The organism is Aliiroseovarius halocynthiae, from assembly GCF_007004645.1.
GTDB classification, from domain to species: Bacteria; Pseudomonadota; Alphaproteobacteria; order Rhodobacterales; family Rhodobacteraceae; genus Aliiroseovarius; species Aliiroseovarius halocynthiae.
Genome location: NZ_ML660019.1, coordinates 1747807 through 1766180, shown reverse-complemented (window position 1 = coordinate 1766180; position 18374 = coordinate 1747807). Strand labels below are relative to the sequence as shown.

At 56.0% G+C, this 18374-nt stretch carries 19 protein-coding genes; 12 read left to right on the top strand and 7 right to left on the bottom strand.

The window, feature by feature from the left end; translation table 11 throughout:
• Positions 1-49: 49 nt before the first annotated feature.
• The 5 genes from FIL88_RS08700 to FIL88_RS08680 all read left to right on the top strand — a co-directional run bounded on the left by FIL88_RS08700 (position 50) and on the right by FIL88_RS08680 (position 8013).
• Positions 50-1711 (top strand): lysine--tRNA ligase, encoded by a 1662-nt coding sequence (locus tag FIL88_RS08700; RefSeq protein ID WP_142853347.1) that lies wholly within the window; start codon positions 50-52, stop codon positions 1709-1711.
• A gap of 199 nt (positions 1712-1910) precedes the next feature.
• Positions 1911-4202 carry a glycosyl hydrolase family 28-related protein gene (locus FIL88_RS08695; RefSeq protein ID WP_142853346.1) on the top strand — a complete coding sequence of 764 codons (2292 nt, stop codon included), beginning with the start codon at positions 1911-1913 and terminating at the stop codon, positions 4200-4202.
• A gap of 162 nt (positions 4203-4364) precedes the next feature.
• Positions 4365-5312: a polyphosphate kinase 2 gene (gene ppk2 / locus FIL88_RS08690; protein WP_142853345.1), complete on the top strand. Its 948-nt coding sequence runs from the start codon at positions 4365-4367 to the stop codon at positions 5310-5312.
• 139 nt (positions 5313-5451) lie between these two features.
• A complete protein-coding gene (locus FIL88_RS08685; protein ID WP_142853344.1) occupies positions 5452-6603 on the top strand; it encodes a lytic murein transglycosylase in 1152 nt (383 codons plus the stop codon).
• Positions 6604-6654: 51 nt separating this feature from the next.
• Entirely contained in the window at positions 6655-8013 is a 1359-nt protein-coding gene (locus tag FIL88_RS08680) for an MATE family efflux transporter (protein ID WP_142853343.1), read from the top strand.
• A 228-nt stretch (positions 8014-8241) separates the two neighbouring features.
• Here the strand turns inward: FIL88_RS08680 and FIL88_RS08675 are convergent, their stop codons facing one another.
• Both FIL88_RS08675 and FIL88_RS08670 read right to left on the bottom strand, forming a co-directional pair.
• Positions 8242-8643, bottom strand: coding sequence for a hypothetical protein (locus FIL88_RS08675; protein ID WP_142853342.1), 402 nt, complete (start codon positions 8641-8643; stop codon positions 8242-8244).
• Between the two features lie 32 nt (positions 8644-8675).
• Positions 8676-9878, bottom strand: coding sequence for a pyridoxal phosphate-dependent aminotransferase (locus FIL88_RS08670; protein ID WP_142853511.1), 1203 nt, complete (start codon positions 9876-9878; stop codon positions 8676-8678).
• A gap of 106 nt (positions 9879-9984) precedes the next feature.
• Here FIL88_RS08670 and FIL88_RS08665 point away from each other — a divergent pair, with 106 nt between their 5' ends.
• The 3 genes from FIL88_RS08665 to FIL88_RS08655 all read left to right on the top strand — a co-directional run bounded on the left by FIL88_RS08665 (position 9985) and on the right by FIL88_RS08655 (position 11306).
• A complete protein-coding gene (locus tag FIL88_RS08665) occupies positions 9985-10380 on the top strand; it encodes a helix-turn-helix domain-containing protein (protein WP_142853341.1) in 396 nt (131 codons plus the stop codon).
• Between the two features lie 3 nt (positions 10381-10383).
• Positions 10384-10692 carry a succinate dehydrogenase assembly factor 2 gene (locus tag FIL88_RS08660; RefSeq protein WP_142853340.1) on the top strand — a complete coding sequence of 103 codons (309 nt, stop codon included), beginning with the start codon at positions 10384-10386 and terminating at the stop codon, positions 10690-10692.
• Positions 10693-10808: 116 nt separating this feature from the next.
• The gene (locus FIL88_RS08655) at positions 10809-11306 is read left to right on the top strand and encodes a MarR family winged helix-turn-helix transcriptional regulator (protein ID WP_185960887.1); all 498 of its coding nucleotides are present in this window, start codon (positions 10809-10811) and stop codon (positions 11304-11306) included.
• Here the strand turns inward: FIL88_RS08655 and FIL88_RS08650 are convergent.
• Both FIL88_RS08650 and FIL88_RS08645 read right to left on the bottom strand, forming a co-directional pair.
• On the bottom strand, positions 11300-12040 hold the full coding sequence (locus FIL88_RS08650; RefSeq protein ID WP_246066653.1) for a DUF1194 domain-containing protein: 741 nt from the start codon (positions 12038-12040) through the stop codon (positions 11300-11302). The genes FIL88_RS08655 and FIL88_RS08650 overlap by 7 nt on opposite strands.
• Positions 12040-12468, bottom strand: coding sequence for a VOC family protein (locus FIL88_RS08645; RefSeq protein WP_142853339.1), 429 nt, complete (start codon positions 12466-12468; stop codon positions 12040-12042). The genes FIL88_RS08650 and FIL88_RS08645 overlap by 1 nt, the downstream gene beginning before the upstream one ends.
• Before the next feature lie 151 nt (positions 12469-12619).
• On the opposite strand from FIL88_RS08645, the gene thyX reads away from it, so the two are divergent.
• Positions 12620-13528, top strand: a complete 909-nt coding sequence (thyX, locus tag FIL88_RS08640; protein WP_142853338.1) for an FAD-dependent thymidylate synthase — start codon at positions 12620-12622, stop codon at positions 13526-13528.
• Positions 13529-13701: 173 nt separating this feature from the next.
• Here thyX and FIL88_RS08635 read toward each other — a convergent pair whose 3' ends face one another.
• Both FIL88_RS08635 and FIL88_RS08630 read right to left on the bottom strand, forming a co-directional pair.
• On the bottom strand, positions 13702-14553 hold the full coding sequence (locus FIL88_RS08635) for a hypothetical protein (RefSeq protein WP_142853337.1): 852 nt from the start codon (positions 14551-14553) through the stop codon (positions 13702-13704).
• Between the two features lie 432 nt (positions 14554-14985).
• A complete protein-coding gene (locus tag FIL88_RS08630) occupies positions 14986-15204 on the bottom strand; it encodes a cold-shock protein (protein ID WP_142853336.1) in 219 nt (72 codons plus the stop codon).
• 249 nt (positions 15205-15453) lie between these two features.
• On the opposite strand from FIL88_RS08630, the gene FIL88_RS08625 reads away from it, so the two are divergent.
• The 3 genes from FIL88_RS08625 (at position 15454) to FIL88_RS08615 (ending at position 17745) form a co-directional block, all read left to right on the top strand.
• Positions 15454-15804 (top strand): arsenate reductase family protein, encoded by a 351-nt coding sequence (locus tag FIL88_RS08625; protein ID WP_407642345.1) that lies wholly within the window; start codon positions 15454-15456, stop codon positions 15802-15804.
• Between the two features lie 35 nt (positions 15805-15839).
• Positions 15840-16196 carry a hypothetical protein gene (locus FIL88_RS08620; RefSeq protein WP_142853335.1) on the top strand — a complete coding sequence of 119 codons (357 nt, stop codon included), beginning with the start codon at positions 15840-15842 and terminating at the stop codon, positions 16194-16196.
• Between the two features lie 202 nt (positions 16197-16398).
• The gene (locus tag FIL88_RS08615) at positions 16399-17745 is read left to right on the top strand and encodes a uracil-xanthine permease family protein (protein WP_142853334.1); all 1347 of its coding nucleotides are present in this window, start codon (positions 16399-16401) and stop codon (positions 17743-17745) included.
• Between the two features lie 62 nt (positions 17746-17807).
• On the opposite strand, the gene FIL88_RS08610 is transcribed toward FIL88_RS08615, so the two are convergent.
• Positions 17808-18356 carry a DoxX family protein gene (locus FIL88_RS08610; protein ID WP_142853333.1) on the bottom strand — a complete coding sequence of 183 codons (549 nt, stop codon included), beginning with the start codon at positions 18354-18356 and terminating at the stop codon, positions 17808-17810.
• Positions 18357-18374: the final 18 nt, after the last annotated feature.

The following is an 18374-nucleotide window of genomic DNA, read 5'->3' as shown; positions in this document are numbered from 1 at the left end:
AGGCCCCAAAAGGGCGCGGATATGCGCCGAGTGATAAAGGAAACAGCAGATGACTGATCAGATCAGCCCTGAAATGCGTGACGCCGCGATGGCGTCAAAAGCCTGGCCCTTTGAAGAAGCGCGCCGGGTGCTGAAACGCTATCAGAAGGGCGCGCCTGAGAAGGGATATGTGCTGTTTGAAACGGGCTATGGCCCGTCGGGTCTGCCCCATATCGGCACTTTTGGCGAAGTCGCACGCACCACGATGATCCAGCGGGCCTTCGAGGTGATTTCGGACATTCCGACCAAGCTGGTCTGCTTCTCGGACGATCTGGACGGGATGCGCAAGGTGCCGGGCAACGTTCCGAACTCGGAAAGCCTTCATGACCACTTGCAAAAGCCGCTGACCAGCGTGCCGGATCCGTTCGGCACCCATGAAAGCTTTGGCCATCATAACAATGCCATGCTGCGTCGGTTCTTGGACACGTTTGGGTTTGAGTACGACTTCTACTCGGCAACTGAATTCTATGGCTCGGGCCAGTTTGACGAGGTGCTGAAGCGTGCGGTCGAGAAGTATGGCGATATCATGGAGGTGATGCTGAAATCTCTGCGAGAAGAGCGTCGCCAGACCTATTCGATCTTCCTGCCGATCCACCCGGAGACCGGTCGTGTTCTGTATGTCCCGATGAAAGAGGTGAACGCCGAGGATCACACGATCACCTTTGATGACGAGGACGGCCGTGAGTGGACGCTGCCCGTCACCGGCGGCAATGTGAAGTTGCAGTGGAAGCCGGACTTTGGCGCGCGCTGGGCGGCGCTGGAAGTCGATTTCGAGATGTATGGTAAGGATCACAGCACCAATACGCCAATCTATGACAAGATCTGCCGCATTCTGGGCCACCGTGCGCCAGAACATTTCACCTATGAGCTGTTCTTGGATGCCAATGGTCAGAAGATCTCGAAAACCTCGGGCAACGGGATTTCGATCGACGAGTGGCTGACCTATGCGTCGACCGAGAGCTTGGCCTATTTCATGTATCTGAAGCCCAAGACCGCAAAACGGATGCATTTCGATGTGATCCCCAAGGCGATGGACGAGTATCACCAGCAGCTGAATGCGTATCACAAGCAGGATCTGAAGCAGCAGTTGAACAACCCGGTGTGGCATATCCACGGCGGCGACGTGCCGGTGTCGAATATGGTGGTTCCGTTCTCGATGCTGCTCAATCTGGCATCGGTCGCACATGCGGATGACAAAGCGCAGCTTTGGGGTTTCATTCAGCGCTATGCGCCCGATGCCAGCCCTTCGACGCACCCGGATCTGGATGCAGCAGCGGGTTATGCTGTTTCCTACTACAAGGACTTCGTGGAACCCGCGAAAGAGTTCCGCCTGCCCACGGATCAAGAGCGTGGCGCGCTTGAAGAACTGGCCAATGGTTTCCGTGATGGCGACGCGGCATTGTCGTTGATCGCGAAGAAGAATGAGATGATGGGCAATGAAGATCCGCTGCCCGAGGTCGATTTCGGCTCGGATGAGTTCCTGCAATCGGTGGTCTATGCGGTGGGCAAGTTGCACGGGTTCGACAACCTGCGCGACTGGTTCAAGGCATTGTATGAGGTGCTGTTGGGCACCAGCCAAGGCCCACGGTTTGGTGGGTTTGCAGCCCTTTATGGGGCAAAAGAGACTGCGGTTCTGATCGACACAGCTCTGGCCGGAGATCTGGTGAAATAAGGCCTGTAAGGCTTTGAAATTATTAACGGTGCCCAGCGTTTTGGGCGCCGTTTTTTCTTTGGCAGTGGGCGCAACGCACGCCGGTCTTATGGCCCATTAACCCCAGCCACTTACCCCTTTTGGCGTTTCTCGCCCCGACCTGCGCCTTCGTCGCGTCTGCGCGGGGCTTTGCGTGGATATCGACCGGAAAGGGAACCTTATGAACAAGGCGATTACCGAAGGGGTGGTGTTCATGCCGCCTGAATTTGCGGATGGGCTGGCAGTCTGGTCAAGCGAGGACGGCACGCCCGGCACTCTGACCTATGACGGGGCGGGTAATGCGGCGATTGTTCCGGCCGATCAGGATTTCGACAGCTGTCTAGAGCTGTTCAAGGATCAGAACACGCAGACCCTGCGCTATATGGGCCAAACCCCGTTCGAGCAGGGGTGCTATTTACGGGTGCGTGCGCGGGTCAAGGCGATTTCGGGGCCGCTGCCTTCGGTGCGCATCGCCGCGCGACCCAGCCTGTCAGGTGGAGGCCACGCAGCCGGATATGTCGAAACTGGATCCGATGTCGCGCTGACGTCATATGGCGAAGTGGTCGAAGTATCGGCGATCATCGGATCGGGTAGCCGGTCGAGCGTCGACATGGTTTGGGGTGCTGATGTGGCCTATGCCCATATCGGGCTGGATATGACGGGGTCGAACGGGGCTTCAGTGCGCATTGACGATATCATCGTTGAAGACGTTACCGGGGCGTATCTGCGCGACATGATGGACTGGGTAGATGTGCGGGATTTTGGGGCGGTTGGTGATGGCGTCACAGATGACCGCGCGGCGTTCCAAGCCGCCGATGCTGCCTCGGGGGGGCGTACCCTTCTGGTGCCCGATGGGGTGTTTCACATCGGCGCAAACCTGACGCTGCATACGGATATCCGCTTCGAGGGTACGATGACGATGGCGGACAACGTCTATTTGTCGCTGACACGGTCTTTTGATCTGCCCACTTACATCGACGCATTCGGTAGCGAGCTTTTGGGCTTCCGAAAAGCGTTTCAAGCTCTGTTGCATTATGCTGATCACAAGGTTCTGGACATGTGTGGTCGGCGTATCGACGTAACCGAGCCCATCGATATGCAGAGCGCATATTCTACGGCAGACAGTTTCCTAATTCGCCGCGCAATCCGCAACGGGCAATTCTATGTTATTGGGGGCTCTGCGTGGGATGATGATGTCACGACATCTGCTGCACAATATAATCCTGCCAATCCAATGAAATTGACCAATGTTGTGGGCATTTCAGCTGTTCGACCTGGGGCGATCGTGACTGGCAATGGGGTCGGTCGTGAAGTTTATGTAAAATCAGTAGACGTTGGTGCAGAAGAAATCACACTGAGCCGCCCGCTGTGGGGGGCTGGGGCTAGCCAGACCTATACGTTTACGCGCCACCAGTATGTGCTGGATTTCGGAGGATTCGCTGAGCTGCGGCGCATGAACTTGATTGAGGTTGAGTTTCAGTGCAATTCACATGCCTCGGCGGTCATGCTGGCACGTGATGGCGAAAATATGGTGTTTCAGGATTGTCACTTCATCAAACCTAAAAACCACGGAATTAGTTCGACCGGGCGCGCATGTCAGGATTTGCATGTGGATCGCTGCCAGTTTATCTCGGCAGAGCAAAGCATGCCTGCCACAGACCGGGTTTCTGTTGCGTTGAACGTGAACGCAAATGATACGAAAATTCGCGATACGCGGTTTCAGCGTATGGGCACGTCTATGGTGCTTCATGGTGCGGGTCACATCATCCAAGGAAATCACCTGTTTCAAGGGGACGAAGTGACCGATGGACCACGTGTGGCAGGTCTGGTCTTCACGCTTGAGAATAATAAGACTGTTGTGACAGGCAACTATGTCGACAACTGTTTCATCGAGTGGAACAACGAACACGACGCCAGCCCGAATTTCGGTGTCGAACTTGCCTTTGGCGGCATGACGGTCACGGATAATATCTTTACAGCCAACGACGTGGCATCGTGGTTTAACTGGATTGTAATCAAGCCCTTTGGTACCGGGCACTATCTGTCGGGCTTCCATGTCTGCAACAATACCTTTCGCACGCTGAACGGACGGATTGACCGGATCGAAAGCGTATCGACAACTCATGGCACGTTGAATGGGTGGGGAACGCGGGATGTTACCTTTCAGGACAACGTTTTTGTAGGGATCGATCAACGTACGATTTCTCCGGTGACGTTGGAGTTCAATCAGAATACTGGCGCAAGTACATGGACTTTGGATGCGTCAGATTATCTTCCTTTCGGTGGCAATGCGCGTACGGTGTCTTCAGTCGTGATCGAGGGCGACCTGCGAGATAACTCCAACGCCCAAGTCTGGAGCAATCCACATGTTTTGGTCAATCAGGGCAGCAGTGCCCAGCTGGCGCAGTTGAAATGGCCCAAGCCCGTGCGGGGCACGGCTCATGTGACCATCCGGGTGGATCGCCCGAACTGAATCTTCCGCACGGTTCCGCGCTGGAAAGGCCTGCCTTTTGGTGGGTCTTTTCCTTTCTCTACGCGCGATTTGACCCGTCAACTGGGAATTTATTGATGCGGATCAAAGCACCTGTTTGGCGCTGCTGCTAAGGGCAAAGCAAACAAAGAAGGAGAGATGCGAATGAGCGTTACACAGACCCGTACCAGTGCGCCGAAAACAGCGGTAAAGGCAGCCCCAGAAGCCAAGCCAGTGCCCGCGGCAAAGCCGTTTCCCAAGGTCAGTGCTGACAAAATCCGCGAGACATTCGAAAACGGCAAGTACCCCTATGATGTCAAGCTGGGCCGCAAGGAATACGAGGCCGAGAAGGCGCGTTTGCAGGCTGAGTTGTTGAAGGTGCAGCGTTGGGTTGGTGAAACGGGTCAGAAGTTCGTTCTGTTGTTCGAAGGCCGTGATGCGGCCGGGAAGGGCGGCACGATCAAACGCTTTATGGAGCATCTGAACCCGCGCGAGGCCCGTGTGGTGGCCTTGAACAAGCCCACCGATGAAGAACGCGGCCAGTGGTTTTATCAACGCTATATCAGCCAGCTGCCGACCGAAGGTGAAATGGTTTTCTATGACCGCTCGTGGTACAACCGCGCTGGTGTCGAGCGGGTCATGGGGTTTTGTTCGCCGACCGAGTATCTGGAATTCATGCGCCAGACGCCCGAATATGAGCGGATGCTGACACGGTCCGGTATTCGACTGTACAAATACTGGTTCTCGGTCACGCGCGAAGAACAGAAACGCCGCTTCGACAGCCGCAAGGATGACCCTTTGAAGCGCTGGAAGCTGAGCCCGGTCGATTTGGCATCGCTGTCGAAATGGGACGACTATACTGAAGCGAAAGAGGCAATGTTCTTCTACACCCACACCGCCGATGCGCCGTGGACCATCATCAAGTCGAACGACAAGAAACGCGCGCGTTTGGAATGCATGCGTCACTTCCTGTCGACCGTAGACTATCCCGACAAGGACCATGACATCGTTCGTGCCCCCGACCCGTTGATTGTGGGCCACGCCAGTCAGGTGATCCATAATTCCGAGCATATTTTGGGGGCAAGCCTGCATCCCGATCAGCGCCGCGCATAATTAACATCGGCAGAGAATGACTTAGGGGCGCTTCGGCGTCCCTTTTTCGTTCAAACTTTTACACAGGGGGGATAGTCTGGGCCAAAAGGGGCCTGCATTCCCAATGGGCCGCACGAGATTAAGCAGTACAGGTGATTTTATGAACTATTCCAGACGTTATCTTTTGGCCGGGTTATCAGCACTGTCTTTGGCAGCCTGTCAATCAGGTGGCGCAGGGGCTGTGGCGGCACCGACGCGGGCGGCTGGATCGTCAATGCGGGCTGTGCCAAATGCGGGGTTTGATGCGTGGGTGGAAGGGGCCAAAGCACGTGCGCGTGCCCAGGGGATCAGCGCGTCCATTGTCACCCGTGCTTTTCGAGGCGTAGGCTTCCTGCCGGGCGTCGTCGAACGTGACCGCAATCAAGCCGAATTTGTTCGCAGTTTCGAAGATTATCTTGCCATTGCCGCCTCAGATGCGCGGATCGACAAAGGGCGCGCAATGCTGCGCAAACATGCAAGCCTTCTGAAACAGCTGGAAGCTAAATACGGCGTCGAGAAAGAGGTGATCGTCGCTGTCTGGGGGCTAGAAAGCCGTTATGGCGAGCGGCGCGGGGATGTGCCGGTGATCTCGGCCCTGTCAACGCTGGCCTATGATGGTCGGCGCGGACGGTTCTTTGAGGGGCAGTTGATGGCTGCCTTGAAGATCCTCGAGCGTGGTGACGTCTCAGCCGACCGGATGACCGGCAGTTGGGCTGGCGCTATGGGGCATACGCAATTCATCCCGACATCTTATTTGGCATATGCGGTGGATTTCCGGGGCGATGGCAAGCGCGACATTTGGTCGGATGATCCGACGGATGCGCTGGCCTCGACCGCAGCCTATCTCAGCAGATCTGGTTGGAAACGCGGGCAGCGATGGGGGGACGAGATCACGGGACGTGCGCCTTCGGGTCGTGGTCGTGTGGTCAAACCCGCAGGGGATAGCGGCCCAGTATTCGAAGTCTATCACAATTATTCGGTCATTGGCCGCTATAACAATGCGCAGAAATATATCATCGGTGTGGGCCATCTGTCTGATCGCCTTGCAGGGCGACCCGCACTACGTGCCACGTTTGGACCGGATGAACATGGGCTGACATTGGCGGATCGAAAGGCCTTGCAGCGTGGACTGACACGCGCGGGTTTTGACGCCGGAGAGGCGGACGGCGTTTTAGGCAAAAAAACCTTCGCCGCCATCGAAGCCTTCCAGCGCGCGCGTGGGTTGGCCGTGACGGGAACACCGTCCAAAGCTCTGCTGGCAATGCTGCGATAGCATCGTCAGTCTGTGCTTGCCCCGCCCGACCACCAGGAATAGAGGTGGGATATGACACAGGTAATGACTCTTCCCCAGCACATGCGGGCGATATTGGTGCTTGGCACGCCTCTGGTGGCCTCGCAATTGGCGCAGTTTTCGGTGCAGATCACCGATACGATTATGCTGGGCTGGTACGGGGTTGACGAACTGGCCGCGGTCACACTGGCGGGCACTTTCTTCTTCATCTTCCTGATCATGGGATCGGGCCCTGCCTTTGCGTTGATGCCGATGGTTGCCGAAGCCCACGAGGCTGGGGATGACGTTCGCGTGCGCCGCCTGACCCGCATGGCGCTTTGGATCTCGCTTGGTTTTGCAATAACCGTTCTGCCGTTGATGTGGTTTTCAGCGCCTGTGCTTCGCGCAATGGGGCAGGATGCAGAGCTGAGCAATATTGCCCAAAGCTATCTGCGGATTGCCGGGTTTGGAATGATCCCGGCGCTGGCTGTTATGGCGCTGAGAAGCTATTTATCAGCGCTTGAGCATGCCAGAATTGTTCTGTGGGCTACGGTTGTTGCCGCCGTGATGAACGGTGTTATCAACTATGCGCTGATCTTCGGGAATTGGGGTGCACCTGAACTTGGAGTGCGAGGGGCAGCAATTGCATCCGTCACGATCCAGGTCGCAGCAGGTCTTGTGTTGTCGATCTATGCAGCCCGCCTGAACCCCGAACAAGCTTTGTTCCAAAGGCTTTGGAAGCCCGATTGGGAAGCGTTGTGGGCACTGTTGAAGCTAGGCATTCCAATCGGAATGACGACGCTTGCCGAAGTGGGAATGTTCTCGGCTTCTACCATCGTTGTGGGTCTCATAGGCACACTTGAGCTGGCCGCTCATGGGATCGCGCTGCAGATCACAGCTCTGTTCTTCATGGTACATCTGGGTCTGTCGATGACGGCAACGGTGCGTGCAGGTCGCGCACTGGGGCGTCATGATGAAATCGGACTTCGGCGCGGGGCGCTGGCTGTGACTTTGGCCTCCGTATTGTTTGGCGGGCTGACGGTCATTCTGTTCCTGTTTTTCCCGGCCCCGCTGATCCAGCTGTTCCTGGACCCGGCTGAACCGCTGCGCGATCAGATCGTGGTCGTTGGCACATCCTTGTTGGTGGTGGCGGCTTTGTTCCAGTTTGCTGATGGGGCGCAGGCCATCGCAATGGGGCTTCTTCGCGGTGTGCAGGACACCCGCGTTCCGATGATCATCGCAAGCCTCAGCTATTGGGTGGTTGGCATGGGATCGTCATACCTTCTTGCGATCACATTCGGTTTTGGTGCGATCGGGGTCTGGTGGGGGCTGCTATTGGGGCTAATCTGCGCTGGGGCTTTCATGTCGTGGCGGTTTTGGATGCAATCCTCGCGGATCAACTCAGCGGGCTGAACCAATCGACCGGTGTGGGCGCGTTTAGGTGTCCGCTGGCCGCGCTGTTGCGCGGCGAATTCCATGCCTTCGGCGAGGATATTTGGAACAAGAAAAAGATATCTCGGCGAAGGTGGCAGGCGCGCCGCATTTTCTTGTTGAAAATATCCCGGGGTGAGCCTCTTTGAGGCGAGGGGCGGCGCCCCTTACCCCCGGTGCAGGTGGGGCATGTTTGCTAGCCTGTTCCTGCTAGTCTTTGATCAGGCGATCTGCCTTTTTGCGGACCAGCATCGTGCGCAGGTCATGCATTGCCAGAAGCAGTGCATCAGTCACCTGTTCCAGATCCTCATCCGACGCGCGGGCTTGTGCCCAGTGGGTGGTCAGGTTCAGGTGATCGACCGTCCGTAGGATATCGTCAATATCACGCTGCCGTAGCTGCGCCTGTCGCTTGTCCAGCCAGTCGGTGATTGCCGCAGTATCCTCGTCTGACAGCGTGTGATTGCCGCTTGGCTTCACCTCGCCGTTCTTGACGTTTACAACGGCAATCTGATCCAGCTCGATCCGGCGCTGCCGGTTTTCCGTGTCCACCTTAAAGACAAAAGCGCCGTTCTCGCGGATGCGGAAATAATAGTCTGGAAGCGCAGCGGACATAATAGGCCTTTCGAATCTAATTATCTGCCGTTCTATACCAAAGAGGCGCAGAAGTCCTGAATGCGGGTGCAGGCTTCTTTCAAGGCGTCGTCCGACGTGGCATAGCTGACACGGAAGTTCGGCGACAAGCCAAAGGCCGATCCGAAGACCACAGCCACGCCTTTCTCTTCCAAAAGCGCCTTGGCGAATGCCTCGTCCGTATCGATCTTCACGCCACCCGCCGTGGTTTTGCCGATGCAGCCCTTGATTGACGGGTAGACATAGAACGCGCCATCGGGCACCGGGCAGTCAATGCCTATTGCTGCGTTCAGCATCTCGACCACCAGATCACGGCGGCGCACGAACATTTTGTTGTTCTCGGCGATGAAGTCCTGCGTTCCGTTCAATGCTTCCACAGCAGCCCATTGGCTGACCGAACAGGGGTTCGATGTCGATTGCGATTGGATCTTGCGCATGGCTGCGATCAGTTCCACCGGACCAGCCGCATAACCAATGCGCCAGCCGGTCATGGCATAGGCTTTCGACACGCCGTTGCAGGTCAGCGTGCGGTCATAAAGGCCGGGCTCGACCTCGGTCGGGGTGCAGAACTCGAAATCGCCATAGGCAAGATGTTCATACATATCATCCGTCATCACCCAGACATGCGGGTGGCGCATCAACACGTCGGTCAAAGCTTTCAACTGCTCGCGCGTATAGCCCGCGCCGGTTGGGTTTGAGGGCGAGTTGAAGATCAGCCATTTGGTCTTGGGGGTGATCGCAGCCTCAAGCTGTTCGGGCGTCATGCGGAAGCCGGTTTCAATGGGGCACTCGACCACAACCGGTTCGCCACCGGCCAACAGAACCATATCGGGATAGCTGACCCAATAAGGGGCCGGGATGATCACCTCGTCCCCCGGGTTCAGCGTGGCCATCAGTGCGTTATACAGGATCTGCTTGCCGCCCGTCCCAACCGAGACCTGAGCGGGCGTGTACACCAACCCGTTTTCGCGTTTGAACTTGTCGCAGATGGCCTGCTTCAGTTCGGGCATCCCATCCGGTGCCGTGTACTTCGTCTTGCCCGCATCAATTGCGGCTTTCGCGGCGGCTTTGATGTGATCGGGCGTGTCGAAATCCGGTTCGCCGGCGCCAAGGCCGATCACGTCCCGCCCAGCGGCTTTCAACTCGGCCGCCAAGGTGGAAACAGCGATGGTCGGAGAGGGTTTTACGCGGTCAAGTGTCGCGGAGAGGAAAGACATGGCGGCCTCGGTTTGTATGTTCATCGCATTTCTTCTAGGGTGCGCCGCGAGGCTGATCAAGCATCAACAGGTGCCACGTATCGACATTGTATGAGGAGAGACAGGCATGGAACAGACAGCAACAAACGGTGATTGGTATTCCGAGGATGCCGCGACCTTCGGGGATCGCCTTGCTGCCGCGCGCGAAGCCGAAAGTATGTCGCAATCCGCTTTGGCAAAACGGCTGGGTATCAAGCTGAAGACATTGCGTGGATGGGAAGAAGATCTTTCCGAACCACGCGCCAATAAACTGCAGATGGTGTCGGGCGTCCTGAACGTGTCGATGCGTTGGCTTTTGACTGGCGAAGGGGAAGGGGTTGAAGAGCCGTCGCAGAATGGAGCCGATGCCCCGGAAGTGCGCGATCTTCTGCTTGAAATCCGCGATATCAAAATGCAGATGAACCGTTCGGCGGATCAGTTGGGCCGCTTGGAGAAACGCCTGCGCAAGCGGTTGGAAGGATAAAAGATGAGCGGCATTCACCTTGATCAGTTGAAAGAAACACCCGGCGCCCGCGAGGGCGAAACCCACGAACATCGTGTGAAACGATTGGCGATGCGTTCGATGCGGCGCGGGATCAAGGAAATGGACATTATCCTGTCGCGATATGCCGATGATCATCTTGACGGGATGCGCACAGACGAACTGGACTTGTACGAGGCGCTTCTTGGTGAGAACGATCAGGATTTGTATCAATGGGTGTCTGGCCAGCAGGACGCACCTGCCGGACTGTCAGACCTGGTTGCGCGGATTGCCGAGCACATGCAAGCGCGCTGAACATCAGGCTGTTTTCTGAAAATTGTTCCGATCTTCGCGGCGGACTATCAACATATTTAACCGAATGTTCTTCTTTCGGCCTCTAAGTTCGTTCCATTAATGGTTCGGAGAGACGAATGAGTATGCATTCCCCCATTGGGCAATCGGTCAATCACGGCTTCGTCGTGCAATATCTTGAAGCTCTGGCGTTGGTCGAACGTTTGCACAGGCTGCTTCTGGATGTGATCAAGGATGAATTTGAACGCGTCGGTGTGTTGGAAGTGAACGCGGTACAGGCGTTGCTTCTGTTCAATATCGGCGACAACGAGGTGACCGCGGGCGAGCTTAAAAGCCGCGGATACTATCAGGGCTCGAACGTGTCCTATAATCTGAAAAAGCTGGTTGAAATGGGCTATATGCACCATCAACGCTGCGAGATTGACCGGCGGTCTGTTCGGGTCCGGCTTACAGAAAAAGGCCGCTCGATTCGCGACACGGTGGCGGGACTGTTTGAACGTCACGCAGACGGGCTGCAATCGCGCGATGTACTGTCTTCTGACGGGATCAACGATATCAACACCGCATTGAAACGCGTTGAACGGTATTGGACGGATCAAATCCGCTATATCTATTGATCTGCCGGTGGCGGGGCGTATGACACCACGATACCCTGCATTTCGCGCAGCAGTTTCTTGATCATAGCGGTTTCGAATTCCTTGAAGTTGCTGGCCTGCATGGTGAAGCTTCCAATCCCATGCAGGACATATGCCTCGAAATAGGCGGTCAGATCGCGTCCTGGGACATTGGCCCCCACGACCAGCGCATTCACCACAACATTGTCCAGCGCCGGGTCGATGCGTGCGTCCTGCGGGTGGATTCCGGAATTTGATTGCCCGTCTCCGGACAGATCCAAACTGTGGGACCAGCAATCGGGGCGTTGTGCTAAAGCATCTGCGCCATAGAGCATTGCCCGCCCCAAACCTGTCGAGGGATCCACCGGGATGCGTTCAACGCCACGCAATGTATTGGCGATATCGGTGATCACCTCGCGTGATGTCACAGCTGTCCACCCCTGTAACAAGCGCTGATGCCCTGGGCCGCTCCATTCATACACGCTGAGTTCAATGAAGGTGTCCTTTGACGCCAACAGTTTTTCCACGACTTTCGGGCTTTGCAGCGCTGCGGCCACACCATCCAACTGCAACCGGTATTCTTGCAGATCTACCGATCCTGAAACGTCCAACCCCAGCGCAAGCGCCTGCCTGCACTGGGGTTGAGAAAAAGCGATATGCGGGGCTGCCATGGCGATAAGTGATGCGCGTGTAAAACTGCGCATCACCACCCGACCAATTGCGCCCCAGACGGACATCACCAGTGACCGGTGTTGCCCATGCTGGCCCACGGCTCTTGTGGTGCCAAAGATCCGCCAGCCTGAAGCAGCTCGACCGAGACATTGTCAGGCGATCGAACGAAGGCCATGCGGCCATCACGCGGCGGGCGGTTAATTACAACACCGTTGTCCTGAAGGTGCTGGCACATGGCGTAAATATCGTCGACCTCATAGGCCAAGTGCCCAAAATGCCGACTGTCCGACGGCAGCTCGTCGTCGCCATCCCAGTTATATGTCAGTTCGACCGGGCAGTCGGGCTGGCCGGGAGGGGCCATAAAGATCAGCGAAAAGCGACCTTCTTCGGAATCATGTTGCCGGGTTTTCTCAAGCCCCAGAAGCTCATAGAACTTCATGCTGGCCTCAAGATCCTTCACCCGGACCATCGTGTGCAGATAGCGTAGTGTCATTGGCGTCCCTGTAAAATGTGTGTGTTGGCGCTACCATATCAGGCGCAGCCTGTCTGAAAAGCAGAATGATTGCCCTTGCGGCATATCGGTGTTTTTTGACGGGCGACACCTAGATATAGTGGCGGGGCAGGCAACCAAGGGAAGATTCGCAATGTCATTAAGCCCCGAGCAGATCCAGGAAATCGAAGAGCAACGCGCCCAAAGCGCCCAGACCCGCCGTGTGGTCAGCGAGGGGATGGAAAAACACCTGTATACCGCGCATGAGGTGCTGGATCACGGGTTTGTCCGGGTGATCGACTATATGGGCGACGACGCCGCGATCTGTCAGGCCGCGCGGGTGTCTTACGGCAAGGGCACCAAATCGGTGCAGAATGACGAAGGGCTGATCCGGTATCTGATGCGCCACTGGCACTCGACCCCGTTCGAGATGTGCGAGATCAAGCTGCACGTCAAACTGCCCGTCTTCGTGGCCCGCCAGTGGATCCGTCACCGGACCGCGAATGTGAACGAATACTCGGCGCGCTATTCGATCCTTGACCGCGAGTTCTATATCCCGGCCCCCGAACATGTCGCCGCGCAATCGGTGGTGAACAACCAAGGCCGGGGTGCCGCGCTTCAAGGCGAGGAAGCTGCGCGGGTTCTGGAGATTCTGAAGGCCGACAGCAACCGCGCCTATGATCACTATGAAGAAATGATTTCAGATGACGGGCAGGACGGTCTGGCCCGCGAACTGGCGCGGATGAACCTGCCCGCCAACATCTATACCCAATGGTACTGGAAGGTGGACTTGCACAACCTGTTCCACTTCCTGCGCCTGCGCGCCGACCACCATGCCCAATACGAAATCCGCGTCTATGCGGACGCGATCTGCAAAGTCGTCGCCGACTGGGTCCCCGCCGCATACGGCGCGTTCGAGGACTACCGCCTTGGCGGCGCCAACCTCTCCGGCCGTGCAATGGATTGCGTCCGCCGGATGCTGAAGGGCGAAGAGGTCACGCAGGAGAACTCGGGCATGTCGAAGGGCGAATGGCGCGAGTTTGAAGCGGAGTTGAAGGGGTGATGCAGTACCTGCTAGACGACGTGGCTATGTTTTTGCCACGTCGCCGACATGTTTGTACCTTCCTTCAATGCGGTGCTGATTTCACGTTGGCTCTGCAATCTGGCAATTCACTTGATGAATTTCGTGTCTTGCACAAAGCTAATAGGTAAAGAGAAGTTCTAACAGAATTCGCTTCAGTTGTTTTTTTCCGGGCACCCTAGCCGCTCAATCCAGTTGGCTTTGTCCACGGTTGCTTTGATTGAAATTTCGTGTTTCCGGGGGGCGGGACCTGAGTCCAAAACTAGTCTAATCTTTTGCTTGATGCCAGTCTCTGCATTAATTTCACGGACTAAGGTTTCTTGGAGTTCAAGTGCTTCATCGCATGTTAGCTGAGATTGGTCTGTGCTAATAGATCTATGAGTTTTCGTGTCTTTGACCAATGTGCGCTGATTTTCTTCGCCCCCTGTAGCAGAGTAACCTGCGCTATTCATACGCGACAGATATTTATCTTCATCCGTTTGATCATCGCTGGGCTTGTTTGCATTCTTTGTCAGAATGTCGCGAAAGCCTGGATGCATTCGCCCTTCTGAAAACTCTGCGAGCTTCCCGCTCAACTGGTACTGAAACCCTCGCAATATAGTGGTTTCTGCAGAAACCAAGCCTAGATAGAGCGTTGCTCTGACTGTGTACTTAGTTTCGTGACTGCCATCGATTTCATGATTGTCGTAATGCACAGACACACGCAGAGGGTATTTTTCTTCAGTTTCATAACCAGTTGGTTGTTCGAGCTGCACATGTGTCGGCAGTGAGTGCCCTTTTGCTCGCTCGACTTCCATTCGCATGAAGCTAATTTCTTCCCTAAGTCGCTCCAGTTCCCTGTCTGCGTTGTTACCGTCAAAGAAGTTGATAGTGATAATGACTGCTGACGTTGCCATTGCTAAGCTAACCGCGGCCTGAAAGTATTTAAGGGCTTTGGGCTCGACCTCATTTAAGCGCGACACCTCTTTCTCAAGAAGGCCGATCCGATCTTCGGTATCTAATGTCAATCTGAATGCTCCTGCTTTGGAAATCTGGGAGCATAGAAATGTGGAATCAACCTGAGGTCAATGTTGATGATGTCTGGGGCAAAAAGGGTTTGTTCCGACATGTGAAAGCGGATGTTTCTCGATTGTGCCCGTGCCACGCACGGGCAGCGCCCGACCCTCCCCGTCGTGCCAGAGGCACGCCTCCGGCGTGACAGGGCGCTTCGCACCCACCTAGGGTCAGGCGCCGCCCTTTGTAGATGTCGCGCGAGGGTGTCTCACACTCCCCAAAGAAAAACCCCGCAGCAATCGCAGCGGGGTTTCGCAACTTTAAACGGTAGGCTCAAAGCAAATCCGATCTGCAGCATTCCACTCTCATTCGAACGCGATTACGGGCAATCGCTGCCTCGAATGGTCGGTGAATACGCTTATGATCGTATCAGGGTTTGCTTCTAATTAGCCCTGAACCTCAAGATCAATCGCCGACTGGCGACCGTCACGGCCTTCTTGCAGCTCGTAAGCCACTTTGGTGTTGTCGGCCAGACCGGTCAGGCCCGAACGCTCAACAGCCGAGATGTGCACAAACACGTCTTTGCCGCCATTGTCGGGTGCGATGAAGCCATAGCCTTTGGTGGTGTTGAACCATTTCACGGTTCCGGTTTGTTTATCGGACATGTCCGCTTCTCCTTAATGTAGCCCTGCACTTTGCGGGCCTTCGTTCGCAATCAGGTATCGTCCGACTGCATGAAAGGAGGCGGTAGATAGTTCTGTCTTACCCCTTTGACATGGGCCGTGGGGCGGCGAAATGCAAGAAAAACCTTGGAAGCGCCTTGTTTGCAGCGGAACTCTGCATCCTTTCGTTTCACGCCTTATGAGGTCATAAATGACGCAACTGGCACCATCAGGGTGTCGCGTGACAGGAGTATGACAGAGGTGAAGATGCGCATCTGGGGGTTGAAGAATTGTGATACCTGCCGCAAGGCGGTGAAGGCGTTGGGGGATGCCGGGCGTGATCTGGACTATGTCGACGTACGTGCCGATGGGGTTGCAGGCGACGATCTTAGCCGGTTTTTCGATGCGTTCGGCGATGCACTGGTGAATAAGCGCTCGACCACGTGGCGCGGGTTGTCTGAAGACGGCCGTGCCGCCGACCCGGTGGCTTTGTTGGCGGCGCATCCCACATTGATGAAGCGCCCTGTGATCGAGGCTGATGGCCAGTTGACGTTGGGGTGGGATGCAAAAACGCAAGCGAAGTGGTTGGAGAACGACGTGTGATCCCTTATCTGGGATGAAAGAACAGGAGATATATGATGCGTAATGCCGCGTTGGTTTTGGGTGTGATTGCAGGTGTGCTGGGCATGATCGTCGGATTTTTTGGATATGGGTATACGGAAGTGATCGACCGGTTTGGCGAGGTTCCGGATCTGGCTGAGCAGGTCGAGAACCCCGGTCGCATACGCGCGTTTGCCTTGATCGCGCCGTTGTTGGCGCTGGCAGGAGGCGCGATGGCACGGTCTGTTGCACAGATCGGCGGCGGGCTGATGCTTGCCTCGGCAGCTGGGATGTATTTTGCATTTGGGTATGGTGTCTTCACCATGTTCCCGATCGCGTTGGCCGCGCTAGGTGGCATCTTGGCATTGGCTGCCCTTCGGCCCGACCCACACTAACTCTATCGATAGAAGTGAGTTGAAAAAGCGTCTATGGGTACATCCTATGGGCGCTTTTTTGCTGCCGTGCAGCGCAGCGCTTTCTGCGTCTGCGTGATCAGAATTTGCAATACGCGGCGATCCCGGCCAGTCTCACTTTCATAAAAGAAGCGGAAAACCCGCTCGAAGAAACGGGCAAAGCCCCAGCGAACAGGGAAGTGAAATGACAGATATAAGTAACGCAGAGGCCCTGCGGGACCCCAACTATATGCCCCCATTGGGACAGGCGGTTCCGCTTGGTATTCAACATGTTCTGGCGATGTTTGCCTCGAATGTGACACCGGCCATCATCGTCGCAGGGGCGGCGGGTTTTGGCTTTGGATCAAACTCGCCAGATTTTCCGGTCATGCTGTATATGATCCAAATGTCGATGTTGTTTGCAGGTATTGCAACGTTGTTCCAGACAATTGGCATGGGCCCCGTGGGCGCGCGTTTGCCCATTGTGCAGGGAACGAGCTTTGCTTTTCTGCCCGTGATGATCCCGGCAGTGGCCGGGCAGGGCGTGGCCGGAATGGCCGGATTGATGACCGGTGTGATGATCGGTGGCGTGTTCCACTTTTTGCTGGGCGCGGTGATCGGTAAGATCCGCTTCGCTTTGCCGCCATTGGTCACGGGACTGATCGTGTTGATGATCGGTTTGTCCCTTGTGAAGGTTGGCATTCAGTATGCAGCGGGCGGCGTACCTTTGATGGGTAAGCCTGAATTTGGCAGCCTTGCCATGTGGATCCCGGCGCTGGTTGTGATCATTGTCACCCTGGCAATCAAGTTCTTCACCCGCGGTTTCATGGCTGTCGCTGCGGTGTTGATTGGCTTGATCGCGGGCTACGTCGTTGCCCTTATGATGGGGCAGGTTAACTTCGGAAATGTCGGAGGCGCGTCTTGGTTCGCCATGCCAATGCCCTTCAAATGGGGCATGGATTTTAATGGTGCCATCATCATCGGCATGTGCTTCATGGCCGTGATTTCGGCCATCGAAACTGTCGGAGACACATCCGGCATCACCAAAGGTGGCGCAGGGCGAGAGGCTACGGATCAGGAAGTCTCGGGTGCAACCTATGCAGACGGTCTGGGCACGGCGATTGCCGGCATCTTTGGCGGATTGCCCAATACATCGTTCAGTCAGAATGTCGGATTGATCAGCATGACAGGTATGATGAGCCGCCATGTTGTGACCATCGGGGCACTGTTCCTGATTATTTGTGGACTGGTGCCCAAGATCGGGTCGATCGTGGCGACCGTGCCAATCAACGTGCTGGGTGGCGGTGTGATTGTGATGTTTGGCATGGTGGCCGCAGCCGGTTTGAACATGCTGTCTGAAGTGACATGGAACCGTCGCAACATGGTCATTTTCGCCGTGTCGCTGTCGATGGGGCTTGGCCTTCAGTTGGTACCTGAAGCGCTTCAGCATATGGGGCGGACATGGCAGATCCTGCTGACGTCGGGTCTGTTGCCGGCAGCTTTCCTGTCCATCGTCCTAAACCTGTTGCTGCCTGACGATCTGGACGCATAAGTCATACAATAAAGAAAGGGCGCCCACCCCGGCGCCCTTTCATACTAGCAACAGAACACTCGTTACTTAAGTCTAATAAGACGATCCACAGACAGTGCACCTGCACCTTTCAGGACGGGGATCAGCAGGATGACCACCCAGAGCAGGCGTTGATCCAGAATAAGGCTGTCAGGGATCCGGTCGAACCACGCACCCAGCGCTTCTGCATGTTCGATACCGCCATGCCCATAAAGGTCTGTTAGGCTTTGCACGATAACGAATCCGATCATTCCCAGCGACGCCAGACGGGTGAACAACCCGATCACGATCAACAACGGCAGGACGAACTCGGCCACGGTGCCTGCAAAGACGACCGCCCAGTGAAAGAAGCTAAGATCGCCGACGTTATAGCTGGCGGCCTCCATCGCTTTGGGGAAGATCTGAGCATAAGCGCCCAGCGATGGTTTGAAGATCCCGAAAAGACCCGGTCCAACCTTGGTCAACGCCGAGGCCCAGAAATATCCCAGAAGCGTCGCGGCGAATGTAAAGCGCGCCAACAGGGGCAGGGCTTCGGGTGCCGCGCGATCAGCCAGTCTGGCCAGCCGGTTATGAATGTGCACCAAGGCTTGCATGGTGATGTCCTTCCTTCT